11 protein-coding genes are annotated in these 16,477 nt (G+C 54.3%); 8 read left to right on the forward strand and 3 right to left on the reverse strand.

Going from position 1 to position 16,477, the window contains the following annotated elements:
* Position 1 precedes the first annotated feature (1 nt).
* Both ABD949_RS10400 and ABD949_RS10405 read right to left on the reverse strand, forming a co-directional pair.
* Positions 2–2,665: an ABC transporter permease gene (locus ABD949_RS10400; protein WP_345243192.1), complete on the reverse strand. Its 2,664-nt coding sequence runs from the start codon at positions 2,663–2,665 to the stop codon at positions 2–4.
* Entirely contained in the window at positions 2,662–3,000 is a 339-nt protein-coding gene (locus ABD949_RS10405) for a PadR family transcriptional regulator (protein WP_345243194.1), read from the reverse strand. The genes ABD949_RS10400 and ABD949_RS10405 overlap by 4 nt, the downstream gene beginning before the upstream one ends.
* Positions 3,001–3,251: 251 nt before the next feature.
* Here ABD949_RS10405 and ABD949_RS10410 point away from each other — a divergent pair, with 251 nt between their 5' ends.
* From ABD949_RS10410 to ABD949_RS10445, 8 genes are all read left to right on the forward strand, one after another.
* A complete protein-coding gene (locus tag ABD949_RS10410; protein ID WP_345243196.1) occupies positions 3,252–4,808 on the forward strand; it encodes an acyl-CoA carboxylase subunit beta in 1,557 nt (518 codons plus the stop codon).
* Between the two features lie 325 nt (positions 4,809–5,133).
* Positions 5,134–5,748, forward strand: coding sequence for an RNA polymerase sigma-70 factor (locus ABD949_RS10415; protein ID WP_345243198.1), 615 nt, complete (start codon positions 5,134–5,136; stop codon positions 5,746–5,748).
* 110 nt (positions 5,749–5,858) lie between these two features.
* Complete coding sequence (locus tag ABD949_RS10420; protein WP_345243200.1) at positions 5,859–6,950, forward strand: FecR family protein; 1,092 nt, start codon at positions 5,859–5,861, stop codon at positions 6,948–6,950.
* Between the two features lie 66 nt (positions 6,951–7,016).
* Positions 7,017–8,990 (forward strand): STN and carboxypeptidase regulatory-like domain-containing protein, encoded by a 1,974-nt coding sequence (locus ABD949_RS10425; protein ID WP_345243202.1) that lies wholly within the window; start codon positions 7,017–7,019, stop codon positions 8,988–8,990.
* Between the two features lie 153 nt (positions 8,991–9,143).
* A complete protein-coding gene (locus ABD949_RS10430) occupies positions 9,144–11,507 on the forward strand; it encodes a TonB-dependent receptor (protein WP_345243204.1) in 2,364 nt (787 codons plus the stop codon).
* A gap of 89 nt (positions 11,508–11,596) precedes the next feature.
* Positions 11,597–12,121: a nucleotidyl transferase AbiEii/AbiGii toxin family protein gene (locus ABD949_RS10435; protein WP_345243206.1), complete on the forward strand. Its 525-nt coding sequence runs from the start codon at positions 11,597–11,599 to the stop codon at positions 12,119–12,121.
* Positions 12,118–12,381, forward strand: a complete 264-nt coding sequence (locus tag ABD949_RS10440) for a hypothetical protein (protein ID WP_345243208.1) — start codon at positions 12,118–12,120, stop codon at positions 12,379–12,381. Before ABD949_RS10435 ends, ABD949_RS10440 begins: the two co-directional genes overlap by 4 nt.
* 117 nt (positions 12,382–12,498) lie before the next feature.
* The gene (locus ABD949_RS10445; RefSeq protein WP_345243210.1) at positions 12,499–13,569 is read left to right on the forward strand and encodes a M20/M25/M40 family metallo-hydrolase; all 1,071 of its coding nucleotides are present in this window, start codon (positions 12,499–12,501) and stop codon (positions 13,567–13,569) included.
* A gap of 70 nt (positions 13,570–13,639) precedes the next feature.
* Here ABD949_RS10445 and ABD949_RS10450 read toward each other — a convergent pair whose 3' ends face one another.
* Positions 13,640–16,465, reverse strand: coding sequence for an outer membrane beta-barrel protein (locus ABD949_RS10450; protein ID WP_345243211.1), 2,826 nt, complete (start codon positions 16,463–16,465; stop codon positions 13,640–13,642).
* Positions 16,466–16,477: the final 12 nt, after the last annotated feature.

Consider the following 16,477-nt stretch of genomic DNA (forward strand, 5'->3'; position numbering starts at 1 on the left):
CTTATTCGCTGCGTAGACTTTTCACAGGATTGATTAAAGCTGCCTTAAGTGCCTGATAACTCACGGTCAGCAAGGTAATCAGCAACGCCCCGGCACCGGACGCTATAAACACCCACCAGGGAATATCGGTACGGTATTCGTATTTCTGAATCCAGTTGTTCAGGAAATACCAGGCAATCGGGCTGGCCAGCAGGCAGGCAATGATCACCAGTTGGACAAAATCTTTGGAAAGCAATCCCCACAGATTGGTCACGGATGCGCCCAGTACTTTTCGGATGCCGATTTCTTTGGTGCGCTGTTCGGCTATAAAGGAAGCTAATCCAAACAGCCCCAGGCAGGAGATGAAAATGGCCAGTACAGCAAACCAGGTTGCCAGCTTGCCAATGCGCTCTTCGTTGCCAAACTTCCGGGCGTATTCTTCATCCACAAAGTTGTACTCAAAGGGTACATTCGGTGTAAACTTTTTCAAAACGCCTTCCACTTTAGCCAAGGCACTGGTTGCGGCCAGATTCCGGTTTAACCGAACAATGAGGAGACTTTCGGACCGTCTGGCAATGTGGAACAGCGACGGCCGCACAGGTTCATAGGGCGATTCAGCCAGCAGGTCTTTGACGACCCCGATGATTTGGAAAGGTTTGTCGTTCCACCGTAAAATCGTGCCTACCGGCTCTTTGAAACCAAGGAACTTAGCCGCCGATTCGTTGATGATGAAAGCGACAGAATCGGTCGCAAACGCTTTCGAAAAGTCACGGCCTTCTTTTATGGTCCAGCCGACAACCTTACCGTATTCGTAGGAAACCGCATTATTCGGAAAGTCGACGGCCAGGTTGGGGTCTTTCCCTTCCCAGTCAAAGCCGCCGTTGGTGTTCCAGGTACTGGTAAGTGGGCTGCGGGCCTGGGTCATCTCCTCAATGGCCCCAATGCTTTTCAGTTCATTCCGAACAGCCTCGTAATGGTCGCTCACTTCCTTCTCCAGGCCAATCCGAATCAAACCGGCACGATTGTAGCCCAGCGGTCGATTTTTGGCGTGCTCAATCTGCTTAAAGACCACGATGGTACCGATGATCAGGGTGATGGAAACGGTGAATTGCAGCACCACCAGCACTTTGCGCGGAACGGCCGCAAAACGACCCACCCGAAAGCTGACACCTTTCAGCACTTTAACCGGTTGGAACGACGACAGGTACAAAGCCGGATAACTGCCCGCTATCAGTCCGGTCAGTAGGCAGAACGCTATACAGAGCCCCCAGAAAACGGGATTGGCCCACGGGAGCGCTGTCTTTTTATCAGCTACCTCGTTGAAGTAGGGCAAAACGAGCAAAACCAATACCAGCGACACGATAAAGGCCAGAAAAACCACCAGAATGGATTCCAGAAAGAATTGATTGATCAACTGGCTCCGTACCGAACCAACGGCCTTCCGAATGCCCACCTCTTTAGCCCGCTTCTCTGACCGGGCGGTGGCCAGGTTCATAAAATTAATGCAGGCCAGCAGCAGCACAAAAATTCCAATCAGACCAAAAAGCCACACAAACTCAATGCGCCCGCCGATATTGATGCCATTTTTGAAATCAGAATATAGGTGCCATTTGCTCATCGGGTGCAGAAATACCTCCGGCTTGTACCGTCTGTCTTCTTTGCTGATCCGGTTGAATTTGACATCTTTGATTTTAGCCGAAACCTTGTCCATGTCGGCGTTTTCGGCGATCTGGGCAAACGTCTGGGAGAAATTACTATCCCATGGATCATCCATTTCTTTGATCCACGTATTTTGAATGAGGTAAAGCGACCAGGGCATCATGATAGCAATCTCCCGAAAAGAAGTGTTGTATGGTAAGTCCTCGTAAACGCCCGTTACCTTTACATCGAACTGGTTGTCTACCCGCATGATTTTACCCAGGGGGTTGCCATCGCCGAAGAACGCCTTAGCCACAGATTCAGACAGGAAAATAGAATAAGGATCTTTCAAACCGGCACGGGTGCCTTTCAGCATATTCAGGCTAAGCATATCGGCAACCTCGGGATCGAAGAAGTTACCAATTTTTGTAAATCGCTTTTCACCGACCGCCAGCACATGCCCTCCCGTCCAAGAGGATTGAATCACATAGTCGAAATCACTACCGTATTTTTCCCGGATTTCCGGACCCATGGCGGCCGGGTTGGCTACCTGCGTTTTTTTCTCGCCATTATACAGATTATGCTGCATCACCTGGGCAATGCGGTCGTAGTTGGGGTGGTACTTGTCAAACGACAATTCATCGTACAACCAAAGGCCGATAAGAGTTGCGACGGCCATACCAATTGCCAGGCCTAAGATGTTGATAAAGGAGTAGCCTTTGTGCTTCAGGAGATTCCGGAAAGCAATTTTGAGGTAATTGCGTATCATATCGGGGTGCAGGCTTGAAATGGTTCCGTATTCTGGTTTCAGGTAGTCTTTCTGTTTAGGCTGGCGTCGGCGCACAAAGGGCGGCAGTACAGATACCACATTGAGCACATACCGCAGGGTGGCCTGTATGCGGCCGGCTCGGTGGTACCAGTAGGTATACAACTCTACTAGGTCGCCCTCCACTTCTTCCAGCGTTTCCGAGGGGTGCAGCGTGGTGAGCAGCCAGTGAGTCCAGCGCGGTGGTTCAACGGGCCGGAGCTTCGAATCAGTCGGTTTCATAGGCCACTGAGTCGAAGCGCCTGGGGTGGAATTAGTTGCCAAAGCTCCTGCCGAAGTTGTTGAATTTCCTTCAACGCCCGGCTGCCCAGCGCGGTTATCCGAAACAGCCGCTTGCGTCGTCCGCCCCGCTCGGTGGTGGCTCCGCCTAGTTCAGAACTGACAAAGCCCTTTTCTTCCAAACGGATGAGCGTATTATGGACGGTGCCGAAGGTGACAAGCCGACCTGTATGTTCCTCCAGAGCCTGGCTGACAGTAACACCATAGGCTTCGCCGTCCAGAATAGCCACCATAAGCAACACTACCTCTTCAAACTCACCTAAATACGTGCGACGCATACCGGCTTATCATTAGTTTATATTTTATCGTACAAATATGCTGCCAGTATTTTCAAACCAGTAAACCAACGCACAACGAGCTATTTTCGAGACAGATAGCAGCGGATAATGTCCGCAAATGGACAGGCGTTGTCCTGCAATGGACAATGGCCAGTTCTTACCCGTACAGAGGGTTTATCTTGTCAGAAGGATGGTATTTGTAAAGAAAATATAACTTTGCCGTCATCGCACGACATTCTATAAACCACTGCATGGAATCCATTACGAAACCGTCAAAAACCGAAGTTCTCGACCGTAAAAACGCGGAAGCTCTCCTTGGCGGGGGCCAGAAGCGCATAGACGCTCAACATAAAAAAGGAAAACTCACCGCCCGCGAACGTGTCGCCCTGCTGATGGACGAAGGCTCGTTTGAAGAAATCGGCAAGTTTGTGATGCACCGCACCAAAGATTTTGGGCTGGACAAGGAATATTACCTCGGCGATGGCGTGGTAACTGGCTACGGGACTATCGACGGGCGGCTGGTGTACGTCTTTGCGCAGGATTTCACCGTTTTTGGCGGAGCCCTGTCGGAGACCCACGCCGAAAAGATCTGCAAGATCATGGACCTGGCTATGCAGAACGGCGCACCCGTGATCGGCCTGAACGACTCGGGCGGGGCCCGGATTCAGGAGGGCGTTTTGTCGCTGGCCGGCTATGCCGATATATTTTACCGCAATACCCTGGCCTCAGGCGTTATCCCGCAGATCTCGGCCGTGATGGGTCCCTGCGCGGGGGGAGCTGTGTATTCGCCGGCCATTACGGATTTTGTGATGATGGTGGAGAATACCTCCTATATGTTCGTGACCGGCCCGAACGTGGTGAAAACGGTAACGCATGAGGAAGTAACCTCCGAAGAACTGGGTGGGGCCTCTACGCACAGCACCAAGTCGGGCGTGACGCACTTTGCCTGCGCCAATGAATTGGAGTGTATCCAGTACATCAAGCGCCTGCTCAGCTACATCCCACAAAACTGCGAAGAGGAACCGCTGCGGCTCCCCTATGAACCTGCCGACGAAACCCGGCCCAGCCTGAACACGCTGATTCCCGACAACCCCAACCAGCCGTACGACATGCGGGAGATCATTGAGGAGGTAGTCGATGGCGGCAGTTTCTTTGAAGTGCATAAGAACTTCGCCGAGAATATAGTCGTGGGCTTCGCCCGGCTGGCAGGCCGGAGCATCGGCGTCGTGGGTAACCAACCGGCTATACTGGCGGGGGTACTCGACATCAACGCCAGCACCAAAGCCGCCCGGTTTGTGCGCTTCTGCGACTGTTTCAATATTCCATTGCTGGTGCTGGAAGACGTCCCCGGTTTTCTGCCCGGCACCGACCAGGAGTGGAACGCCATCATTACCAACGGGGCCAAATTGCTTTACGCTTTCTGCGAAGCGACCGTGCCCCGCGTAACGGTGATTACCCGCAAAGCCTACGGCGGGGCTTATGACGTAATGAATTCCAAGCACATCGGTGCCGATCTGAACTACGCCTGGCCCACCGCCGAAATTGCCGTAATGGGTGCCAGCGGAGCCGCCGAGATCATCTTCAAGCGCGAGATCGCCGAAGCGGACGACCCGCAGGCCAAGCTCCAGGAGAAAGTACAGGAGTACACTGAGAAGTTTGCCAACCCCTACCGGGCCGCCCACCGGGGCTACATCGACGAGGTGATCCATCCGGACCAGACCCGCCACAAGCTTATCCGGGCGTTCCAGATGCTGGAGAACAAAGTCGCCACGCTGCCGAAGAAAAAGCACGGGAATATTCCGTTATAGCCTATATGAATCCAAATCAACCCAATAAGCCCACCGGAATACTGAAAACGTTTCTGGTGGGTTTGCTAATCATTATGGCTTTGGCCTTGCTTGTAGGCTGGCTGTCGTCTACCCTGTGACAGTAGTGCCCGTTGCCTGTTTACCTTAGCTTCCTGAGCGATAAGTTGTTTTTCTGCACCTGTAATGTCTCAGCAGCCAGCAGGGTGGTTCCACGTATCGGTGCTGACCGGAATACAACCGTTCACAAAATATTTTTGCCGCTCAATAGGGGGAGGCCGCCTTTCAGGTGTCTTACGGGTGGATTAGTGGCTTCCTGAGAAAAAGTATGGTAGATTTGCACCGTACACTTTCATACGTTTCGGTGCAACTATCTGACCAGGAAATACTTACCGCCATTCAACAGGGTAACGAGCGGGTTTATGAGACTGTCTTCCGGCAGCATTATAAACCGTTGTGCCAGTATGGCTATAATTTTCTGAAGGATTGGGACGATACCGAAGAGGTAGTGCAGTCCGTTTTTCTGACCATCTGGGAAAAGCGCGACGGCCTGGAAATTACCTCGTCGCTCAAGTCGTATCTGTATCGGGCGGTGCATAATCGCTGCCTGAACCGGATCAAGCACCTGGCCGTGCAGGCGGAACATCAGCAGCACGTCAGTGCCGAAATGGGCCAGGCTTTTGAAGCACCGATGCAATCGTTGCTGGCCGGCGAATTGTCGGAGCGCCTGCAGGCTGCTATCCAACGCTTGCCGGAACAGTGCCGGCTGGTGTTTACCATGAGCCGGTTCGATGAACTGAAGTACCAGGATATTGCCGACCAGTTGGGTATATCCATCAAAACGGTGGAAAATCAGATCGGAAAAGCACTCCGCATTCTGCGCACCGAACTAGCCGAGTACCTGGCCATCTTTCTCTGGCTCGGCATCCGGTGGCTGGAATAATTGAAAACAATAGGTAGATAAATCTTGATGGTAGATTTCTAATCCTGTAAATCGTTTAACTACGCGGGGTCGCCCCTGCGATTCAGGCAATGGACAAACCCGAACAGCCAATGAACGACGACCTGCTGGGTAAATACCTGGCGGGAGAGGCCAACGCGGCTGAGTCGGAACGGGTACGTCAATGGCTGGGTGAAGACGAAGTTTATCAGCAGGAATTTGACAAGTTTGAGCGTATTTGGGAGACGGCCGGCCAGGTTAACCGCGAAGCTCCGGTTGACACGGATGCGGCCTGGCTGAAGATGAAAAGCCGGATGACGGCTACCAGCACCCCGGCTTCCACAGCGCAGGCACCAACCGTACCGGCCCCGGCAACCCCTCCCCCACCATTCCCCTCGGTGGAAACCCCGCCCACCGACGAAACCATAGTCCGTCCGTTGTCGGGCCGGGGCGCAACCCCCTGGCGAACGTATTGGCGGGCGGCCGCTATGATTGCGCTGGTATGCACGCTGGGGTGGCTTGCTTTTCAAAAATACCTGAACAAGCCGGAAGCGGAGGTAGTCGCTATCCAGTCGGTTAAGACAACCAATCAGAAGCAGGAACGTACGCTGCCCGATGGCACCAAAGTCACGCTGAACCGGGGTAGCCGGCTGAGCTTCCCGCAGGCATTTGCCAGCGACAGCCGGGAGGTGACCCTCTCCGGTGAAGCCTTCTTTGAGGTAACACCAGACCCAGCCAGACCCTTCCGGATCAAGGCCCAGGGCACCACTGTACAGGTGCTGGGTACATCGTTCAGCGTACGGGCTTACGACGAGAACGTGAAAGTGGCGGTGCGTACCGGCAAGGTAGAGTTTACGGCGAAAAAGAAAGCCGTAACGCTCGTCAAAAACGAAACGGCCGCGTTTGATGCCGCCGAAGACACCATTCGTAAACTGCCGAAGCTCGACGTCAACCTGTTTAGCTACAAGACCGGCCGGCTGGAGTTCAAGAATGACCGGCTCAGCGACGTTGTCCAGACGCTGAATGACGTGTACCAGGCCGATGTGCAGCTGGCAAACCCAGGGTTGCAAAACTGCCTCCTGACGGTGACCTTCGACGATGAAAGCTTAGACCACGTATTGAACGTAACGGCCGAAACGCTGGGCCTGCGGGTCCGCCGGGAAGGGAGCCGCGCCATATTTGAAGGTAAAGGTTGCGCCCAATAATTTTTCCTGGTCTGTAGGGGGAGCCGCCTGCTGGATTGTCCTATCCGCAAAGTCATACTTACCACCATGTATCCACACCGTTATTTTCTGTTATTCATCAGTTGGCTGAGCTTCCTTTCAGCGTTAGCGCAACCAGTTCCTCCGCTCGAACGCATAATTTCCGTCGATATTCGCAGTGAACGCCTGGGCAATATCCTGAATGCCATCAGCCGTGAAGGGCGCTTTAACTTTTCGTACAGTCCAACGGTCGTCAATGAGAACAGCACCGTCACCCTGCGGGTATCCAATGCACCCGTGCGCGAAGCCCTGAACCAGTTGTTCCGGGGCACGGTCACCTACAAATCGCGGGGCAACCACGTCATTCTGCTGCGTGCCGAGCTGCCTGATGAAGCCGACATTCCGAAGAACTTTTACCTCGATGGCTACATCATCGACAGCGAAACGGGTCAGAAATTAACCCAGGCCAGTATTTACGAGAAAACCACACTGGCCTCGGCCATCAGCAACCCATACGGCTACTACCGCATCAAATTACCGACCGCACTCCCCGCTCTGCGCCTGGAGGTTCGGAAGCAGAATTACTTTGGAGAGACGGTGACCATTTCGTCCCGGCAGTCGCACTCGCTGAACATCCGGCTGGCTCCGGCTCCGGTGGGGTCTGAGTTACGGCCGCTGCCCATCCGGAAATCAACGGATACCAGCCGCATCCAACCCGCCATCACCGTTCAGCCCGTACAACCTGTTTTGGTAGCATCGGCAGATACGACTAAACCATCAACCCGCATCAATTGGGAGCGCCAGAAAGAGGAATTCAAAGAATGGGTGCTGACCACTAAACAGGAGATCCACGACGCCAACCTGGCCGGCGATACGCTCCACCGCGATGTACAGGTATCGCTGCTGCCGTTTATCGGCACCAACGGCAAACTCAGCGCCAGGGTGATCAACCGACTTTCGTTTAACATTCTGGCCGGCTACTCCCTGGGCGTAACGGGGCTGGAACTGGGCGGTGTGCTCAACGGCGTGCGGGGAAATGTCAGTGGGATACAGATCAGCGGGTTTGGCAACGTGGTGGGCGACGAAGTAACCGGCCTTCAACTGGCCGGAGCCGCCAACGTCGTCCTGGGTGATGTAAAAGGCATCCAGCTGGCCGGAAACACCAACTTTGTCCGTGGCAATATGGATGGCTTACAGTTGGCCGGATTAACCAATATTACCCTGGGCAGTATGGACCGCAGCCTGCAGGCCGCTGGCCTGCTCAACATGACCCTCGGCGACATGACCGGTTTACAAGCTGCCGGTTACCTGAACATTGCAGGTCAACAGTTCAGGGGTGTTCAGGTGGCTGGGGTTGGCAATGTCGTCAGCCGGGATGCCACGGGCCTGCAGGTTTCCGGTGCGCTCAACGTAGCGGCCCGGCAACTGGACGGCTGGCAGATCAGCGGGTTTATCAACAGCGCCAAACGCATTACCCGTGGCCATCAGATTGGTCTGTTTAATTTTGCCGGCTATTCCGAAAAAATGCCTATCGGTCTCTTCAGCTGGGTGCAACAGAACGGCTACCGGCGGCTGGAGTTTACCACCGACGAAGTCAATCTGGCCAACATCACCTTCAAAACCGGCCACCGGGCGTTCTACAACATTTTTACTATGGGAAGTCCCCTCAACCGGGTCGGGGTAAACCGTATCGACCGCCCGGCCTGGAGTTTTGGGTATGGTCTGGGGACGGCTGTTAACCTCCGACGCGGCTGGATGATGAACGTTGATGCCGTCGGCAACTACCTCCTGCCCGATAACTGGTCTTACTTCGACGAAGGCAGTTCGTTGTTGCGGATAAACATGGGCATCGAGAAGAAGCTGACTCCTCATCTGGCATTGGCCATTGGGCCTTCAGTGAACTGGTTTATGAGCGGCAACGAGGCTCGTACCCCAGCGACAAGAGCCAATATTCCCCTGGTCAGCTACCGGTACAATACCGATGGTTTTGCCAGTTCGGCCTGGGTCGGTTTCCACGCGGGCATTCGCTTCTGTAGTCGGTGAATAGAACGCGGATTGGGCTGATTTACGCGGATAAAATATAAATCCTTTTGAATCCGCCCAATCTGCGTCATCCGCGTTCCATTAAAACGTTCTATCAAGTAGGGGTAAACGACTGTTGAACTGTCATAGCGGTGTATCTTATCACACACCATCATGTCGTTCAAAAATTACATACCTGCACTGTTCTTCAGCCTGTTAACGCTTAGCCTGAACGCTCAATCCATCACCCAGACCATCCGGGGAACGGTGGTTGACCAGAGCCTTCAGACACCCATTCCGGGTGCCACCATTGTCCTGCTTAACTCCACACCACTACGAGGTACAACGACCGGTCCCGACGGCACTTTTCGGCTTAGCCAGGTGCCCGTCGGCCGGCAAAGTCTCAAGATCTCGTACGTTGGCTACAAAGACCGAATTATCTCCAATATCGTGGTCGACGCCGGCAAAGAACTGGTCGTTACGGTGGATCTGGAAGAGTCGGTTCAGCAGGTAGATGAGGTCGTGGTCCGGCCGCAGATTGAAAAAGATAAGCCACTGAATGAGATGGCGGCTGTTAGCGCCCGCACCTTTTCGGTCGAAGAAACCCAGAAGTTTGCCGCTGCCATTAACGACCCCGCCCGGATGGCAACTGCCTATGCCGGCGTAGTGGGTGCCGACGATGGCGGTAATCAAATTACCATCCGCGGCAACTCACCAAACGGACTGCTGTGGCGGATGGAAGGTGTTGAGATTCCTAACCCCAACCATTTTTCCAGTCTGGGGGCAGCCGGGGGCGGTATTTCCATTCTGAGTGCCCAATTGCTCACCAACTCCGATTTCATGACGGGCGCGTTTCCGGCCGAATACGGCAATGCGCTCTCCGGGGTATTTGACCTGCGGCTGCGCAAGGGCAACAATGCCAAACGGGAGCATACCGTCCAGGTTGGCCTGCTGGGTATTGACGTTGCCAGCGAAGGGCCTTTTTCAAAAAATTACCGGGGGTCTTATCTGTTCAACTACCGCTACTCTACCCTGGGTATCCTGTCGAAACTGGGCGTATCCATTGGTCCGGCGGTCAACATTTTTCAGGATTTATCTTTCAACCTGTACCTGCCCACCAATAAGCTTGGTAACTTCACCGTGTTCGGATTTGGGGGACTGAGCAACAGCTATATCAACGCACCTAAGGACTCCACCAAATGGCAGTCGGAGTATGACCGCTACAACGAAAACTTTCAGGCCAATACCGGAGCGGCCGGCATAACCCACTCCATCAACCTAGGCCGGAAGGCATTTCTGAAAACGGTACTGCTGGCCTCAGGCTTTCAGAATGACTACCGGAACGAGTGGCTGACCGAAGACTATACAGCCTCAGCCCGCTGGCGTGAAGGCTACACCATTCAGAAGCGAATTGCATCATCTACCCTCACCTACAAGTTCAACGCCCGGCATACGGTGCGGGCCGGTATCATCGGTGCGGAACTGATTTACGACTTGTCGCGGAAACGCTGGGATACGGAAACCGAACAGATGAAGACGCAGATTCAGGCCCGCAACGCTACCCAGACGCTGCAGACCTACGCCCAGTGGAACTACCGCATGACGGAGCAACTGACATTCAACGCCGGTCTGCATTACCTGCGCCTGATGCTTAACAACAGTGATGCGCTGGAACCCCGGGGCTCGCTGAAGTGGGCCTTCGCACCAAATAAAGCCATTAGCTTCGGCTATGGTCTGCACAGCCAGATGCAAAACATTGGTTCTTATTTTGTCACGACGGGTAGCGGTAGTGAAGCCATCCAGCCCAACCGAAATATGGGTTTCACCCGGTCGCACCACCTGGTGCTGGGCTATGACTGGTCTATCAACGACCACCTGCGCGTAAAAGCGGAAACCTACTACCAGTCGCTGTTTAACATACCTATCAGCGGTACCAAGAAAGATGCTTTTGCGCTGGTCAACAGCTTCGACGGGCTGACGACAGACCGGCTGATAAACAAAGGCGTGGGTCAAAACTATGGTCTGGAGCTGACGGTAGAGCAGTTTCTGCACAACAACTTTTATTTCCTGTGGTCATCTTCCCTGTATGAATCGAAATACAAAGGCTCAGACAACATATGGCGCGACACCCGGTTCAACGGTAACTACGCCAGTAGTTTTCTGGCCGGCAAGGAGATCGTCACCGGCGAAACCGGCCTGTTCCGGAAGAGCGTTATCGGCCTAAATGTAAAAGTTAGCTACTACGGCGGCTACCGCTACACACCTATCGACCTGGTGGCCTCACAGCAGAAAGGCGAAGCGGTGTTCATCGATAATGCCGCCTATTCGCAGCAGTTACCCGATTACTTCCGCACCGATATCCGGCTGAGCTGGAAGAAAAACCGGCTGAACTACACCCGCACGCTGTCCCTGGATATTCAGAACGTTACCAACCGCCAGAATGTCTTCGGCCAGTACTTCGACCCGCGCTCTGGCCAGGTCCGCACCAGCTACGCCACTCCGCTGATTCCGGTACTGAGCTACCGCGTTTCGTTCTGATCGAACGCTTGTGTAATCTGCCAATTTTTTGTTGTTTTGACGAGCCGTCGGGAGGTATTCCGGCGGCTCCTGATTTTACCCCATTCCCGTTGGAAGAACTACTCCAGTTTGTTTGTCAGAGTTTAGAGAAAAAGCATATTCCCTATATGCTCTCAGGGAGTGTAGCCATGAGTATGTATACCATTCCCCGCTTTACACGGGATATTGACATTATCATTGTTCTGCCCCCCGACTATCTGGATGCCTTTGCCGCTATTTTTTCCAGAAACTTCTATTTTCATCGGCCCACTGTCGAAGAAGAGGTCAAACGGCACGGGCTGTTTCATGTTATTGACCTGTCCAGTGGCGTTAAACTTGATTTTATTATCCGAAAACCCACAGAATTCAGGCTGGCGGAGTTCGACCGGCGGCAGCGACGGCCGGTGTTTGGCTTCGACGCCTGGGTAGTATCGGCAGAGGATCTTGTTCTCTCCAAACTGATCTGGATTCAGGACGGCGAAATCGGTTTGCAGAAGACAGATATCGAAAACCTGTTGCGTGATAATCCTGTTGATTGGGAATATATTCGCTTCTGGAGCCACCGCCTTAACCTGAAAACCTATAACCTGCTATGAAGGATACCCCTGCCCCTGTCCGGCAACTGCAGTTGGAGCTGTTCCAGCGCATGACGCCGGGGCAACGCATACAAGTCTGCCTCCAGATGATCGATGATGGCCGGAAGCTGGTGGAGGGTCGGATCAGAGCCGACCATCCGGAGTGGTCGACGGGCCAGGTAGTTGCCGCCGTATGCGAAGAACTCTACAGGCAGGAATTTTCAGGGGAGGAATTGGCGCAAATCAAACAATCCATAATTTCATACCACCAAAATAAGTAGGCAGTACTCAGTAGGCATTCGTCAGAGAAAAGCAGGAGGCCAGTTGCCGACTGCAAACTGACCACTGCCGACTAACAAAGCCTTTCATTAACCCACAATTTCCTGTCATTAACGTTCATGAACGATCACAGCAAAGCATTTCTGTACGAATACCTTAACAATGCCTCCCCCACCGGCTTTGAGTCGTCGGGCCAGCAAATCTGGCTGAACTACCTGAAACCCTACATCGACGAGCATATTGTGGATACCTATGGGACCGCGGTCGGCGTCATCAACCCCGGCAAGGACTACAAGGTAGTCATTGAAGCCCACTCGGACGAAATCTCGTGGTTCGTCAATTACATCTCCGACGACGGCTACATCTTTGTCCGGCGCAACGGCGGTTCCGACTCCCTGATTGCACCGTCCATGCGGGTAAACCTGCACACGAAGAAAGGACCGGTAGTGGGCGTGTTCGGCTGGCCGGCCATCCACGTCCGCGACCTGACCAAAGATACCGCCCCCAAGGTAACTGATCTGTTCATCGACGTGGGAGCCGCTACCAAGCAGGAGGTACTGGACATGGGCATTCACGTCGGCACGGTTTGCACCTTCGCCGATGGGTTGTTTGAGATGAACAGCCGCTACTACGTCGGGCGGGCGCTGGATAACCGGATGGGTGGCTTCATGATTGCTGAAGTCGCCCGGATGCTGAAAGAAAACAACATCACGCTGCCCTTTACGCTGTATGTTGTAAACTCGGTGCAGGAAGAGATTGGGCTGCGCGGAGCCGAAATGATTGCCCGCCGGCTGCGCCCGGACCTGGCCATCATCACCGACGTTACACACGATACGCAATCGCCCAAGTACGACAAAAAAGAGCAGGGCGACCTGAAAGCCGGAGCGGGTCCGGTGCTGTGCTACGGCCCGGCGGTGCAGAACAACGTGCTGGACTTTATCATCAACGTAGCCGAGCAGCGCGAGATCGCCTTCCAGCGGCAGGCCGTCAGCCGCTCGACCGGCACCGACACCGACTCTTTTGCCTACGCATCCGAAGGCGTAGCCTCCGCGCTGATCTCGCTGCCGCTGAAGTACATGCACACCACCGTTGAAACCGTCCACATAGACGATGTAACGGGCGTCATCCAGCTTATGTACGAAACGCTTCTGGCGCTGAAAGGCAACGAAGATTTCCGGTATATCAAATAACAACCGCAGGATAAGCCGAAAGCCCGCTGGACGTTTCACAACGTCCAGCGGGCTTTCGGCTATTACTACCCTATACCCCAAACTTCCGTAGGTTGTAGGTAAAGCTCAGCAGAAAATACCGCTTCAGTACCCGGCTCTGCACGTCTTCGATATACGTTTCGGTTACGTTCCGGACAATGCTCCGGTTCTGGTTCAGCAGGTCATACGCCTGGAGCCGGAGTTCGCCCTGTTTGCCTTTGAAGAACTGCCGGGCCAGCGCCACATTCCATAACGCGAAGTTCTGGTTGAAGCCCGCCGAACGGCCGCTATTGTTCAGGTAAGTGATGTCGGTGGTCAGCACGAAGCGGAACGGCAACTGGTAGTAAATATCGGCCTCCAGGGTTTTGGTAAAGAACTCGGTATTCTGGTTGCTTTGCAGCGAATAACGGGCGGTCTGGTAATTGACGTTACCGGTCACGTTAAATTCAAACTTGCCGTTGAAGCTGGAGTTGGCGCTCAGACCCTGCCCCAGGCTCCAGTTCCGGGAGTAATTCGGCTGAGTGTTAATAAAACTAACACCCCGGTTCAGGCCCACATTAGTGTTCCAGTTGATATTCAACTTCAAGTCATTCAACCGCCGGCCCAGGGCCATAAATCCGTTTAGAGTATAGTAGCCATCGGCATTGACCGGGCGAGTGGTCTGCGCTCCCACGTTGTTAAAGGTGGTCGCATTGACAATCCGGTTGTCGATCTGGTTGAGGTTCAGGGCGGCAAACAGACTGCGGGAACCGCTGGTGCTGAAGCTGTTGTACACCATCATTACGGTATTGATATACTCCGGTTTCAGGTTGGGGTTCCCAAGCCGGATACTCAGCGGGTTGGTGTTGTCGGGCACCGGCTGTAACTGACTCACCGATGGCGCGTTGATCCGGCTGCGATAGTTGATACGCAGGTTTCGGTTACGCCCGAAGTTATACGTGAACATGGCGTTGGGCAGTACATTGACAAACTGCCGGTTCAGCAGACTGTCGATGCTCCGGTTGTCGACCCGCAGGTCGGCCTGCTGCATTTCGACGCCGATACCGTACGAGTAGCGTAGTCGGCGGTTCTGGAAGATAACACCACCCCGGTGCGCGGCAAAGGCGCTGGCAAACTGGTTGCTCAGCAGCGGATTGAACCGGTCGTACTGGCGGGTAACCTCGTTGTAATCACTCACCGACCGGTCGGCCTGGTTGCTGTTGGATGCATAGGTATAGCGAAACTCCAGCTTGCGGCTGAGCGACAGCGGCTCCGTATATGACAACGTCAGCGTGTTGTTCACCAGGTCGGTTTGCTGGCGGCTTTGCTGATTCAGGCGGTTGATGCGGGCGTTTACCGAATCAGGCCCAAAGAATCGGTTGGTAGCCTGGTTCAGCCCCAAAACTGACTGGTCGCTGAGCAATGTATTCAGGTTGACGGAAAAGGTACGACCCTCCCGGCGAAACTTCCGCATGAGCAGCAGGTTGCTGAAGCCGCTCATGCCATCGCCGTTGGAGCGGTAATCGGTCTCGTTGCTGTTGAGCGGCTGGCCAGCCATCGTCATGGCCCGCTGGCTGCTCAGGCTATTATAGGTGGATGTCTGCCACGACACATTCGGCACAAAGCGCAGGGTCGTCAGCGAGTCGAGTTTGTAATCCAGCCGCATATTGAACCGGTGATTCCGGTTACGGTTGCGGGCGTAGTTACGCTGATCGTTGACGAACGAAGCGTCCGGCAGAATGTTCTCGCGCCGGCTTTGCTGCTCGGTGGTGGTTATGGCCTGGTTGGCAAAATAACTCATGGCGACCTCGGTGCGTTTGCCCCAGGCATCGCGATAGTTGAGTCCACCGCCCAGCGACTCCACAATATTGTTCGGCGTATTATTACCAAAACCACCGTTACCACCAGCTCTGCCACCCGGCCCCACCATCACCATACCACCCCCACCGGGGCCTCCCGGACCATTGCCGTTACCCGGTCCACCGATGCCACCGCCCTGACCACCCATACCGCCCCCGCCGAAGTTGAACATATCCTGCATGGTAAAGCCCTGCTGGTTCAGGTTGTTGCCCAAGCCGATGAGCGAAACCTGCCGGCCGTTATTAAACCGGTTCACGTTCAGCCGGCCCAGATAGCGCCCATCGGTACCAACGCCTACGCTGTTCTGGCCGAAATAGCCTTTGCGTTTGTCGCGTTTGGTCGTGAGGTTAATGGTTTTCTCCCGATTACCGTCGTCGATACCCGAAAACGCGGCCTGGTCCGATTGCTGATCGTAGAGCTGCACCTTGTCGATGATGTCGGCGGGCAGGTTGCGAGTGGCCATTTTAGGATCGTCGCCGAAGAACGGTTTGCCGTCGACCAGCACCCGGTTCACCTGCTGCCCCTGCGCCTTGATGGTGCCGTCGCGGCTTACCTCCACGCCCGGTAATTTTTTGAGCAGTTCTTCTACCTGCGCATTCGGCTGCGTCTTAAACGAGCCAGCATTAAATTCCAGCGTATCCTGCTTTACCGCAATCGGTGCCCGCTCCTGCTTCACCGTCACCTCGCTGAGCGTGACGGCCCCGGCTACCATTGGTATCGTCCCCATATCGACAGTAAGCTGAGCGGGTTTTACAGTAACGGGTTTTGAAACGTTTTGATAGCCCACGTAGGTAATCAGCAGCCGGTACTCGCCTTCCTGAATGTTCTTCAGGGTAAAGGCCCCATCGCCGTCGGTAATCAAAAAGGTTACGTAGGACGAGTCGCGGGCGGTCAGCAGCGACACGGTAGCCTCGCGGAGCACTTTGCCGGTGGTTGAGTCGACTACCGTTCCCCGGATGGAGCCCTTGCCGGATCGCTGGGCAAGGGCTCCGGTAAGGGTCAGCAGCAGGACACAAGTGGTAAAGAGCAGGATACGCATGGGTGTTTTTAA

Source organism: Nibrella saemangeumensis, assembly GCF_039541915.1.
GTDB lineage: Bacteria > Bacteroidota > Bacteroidia > Cytophagales > Spirosomataceae > Nibrella > Nibrella saemangeumensis.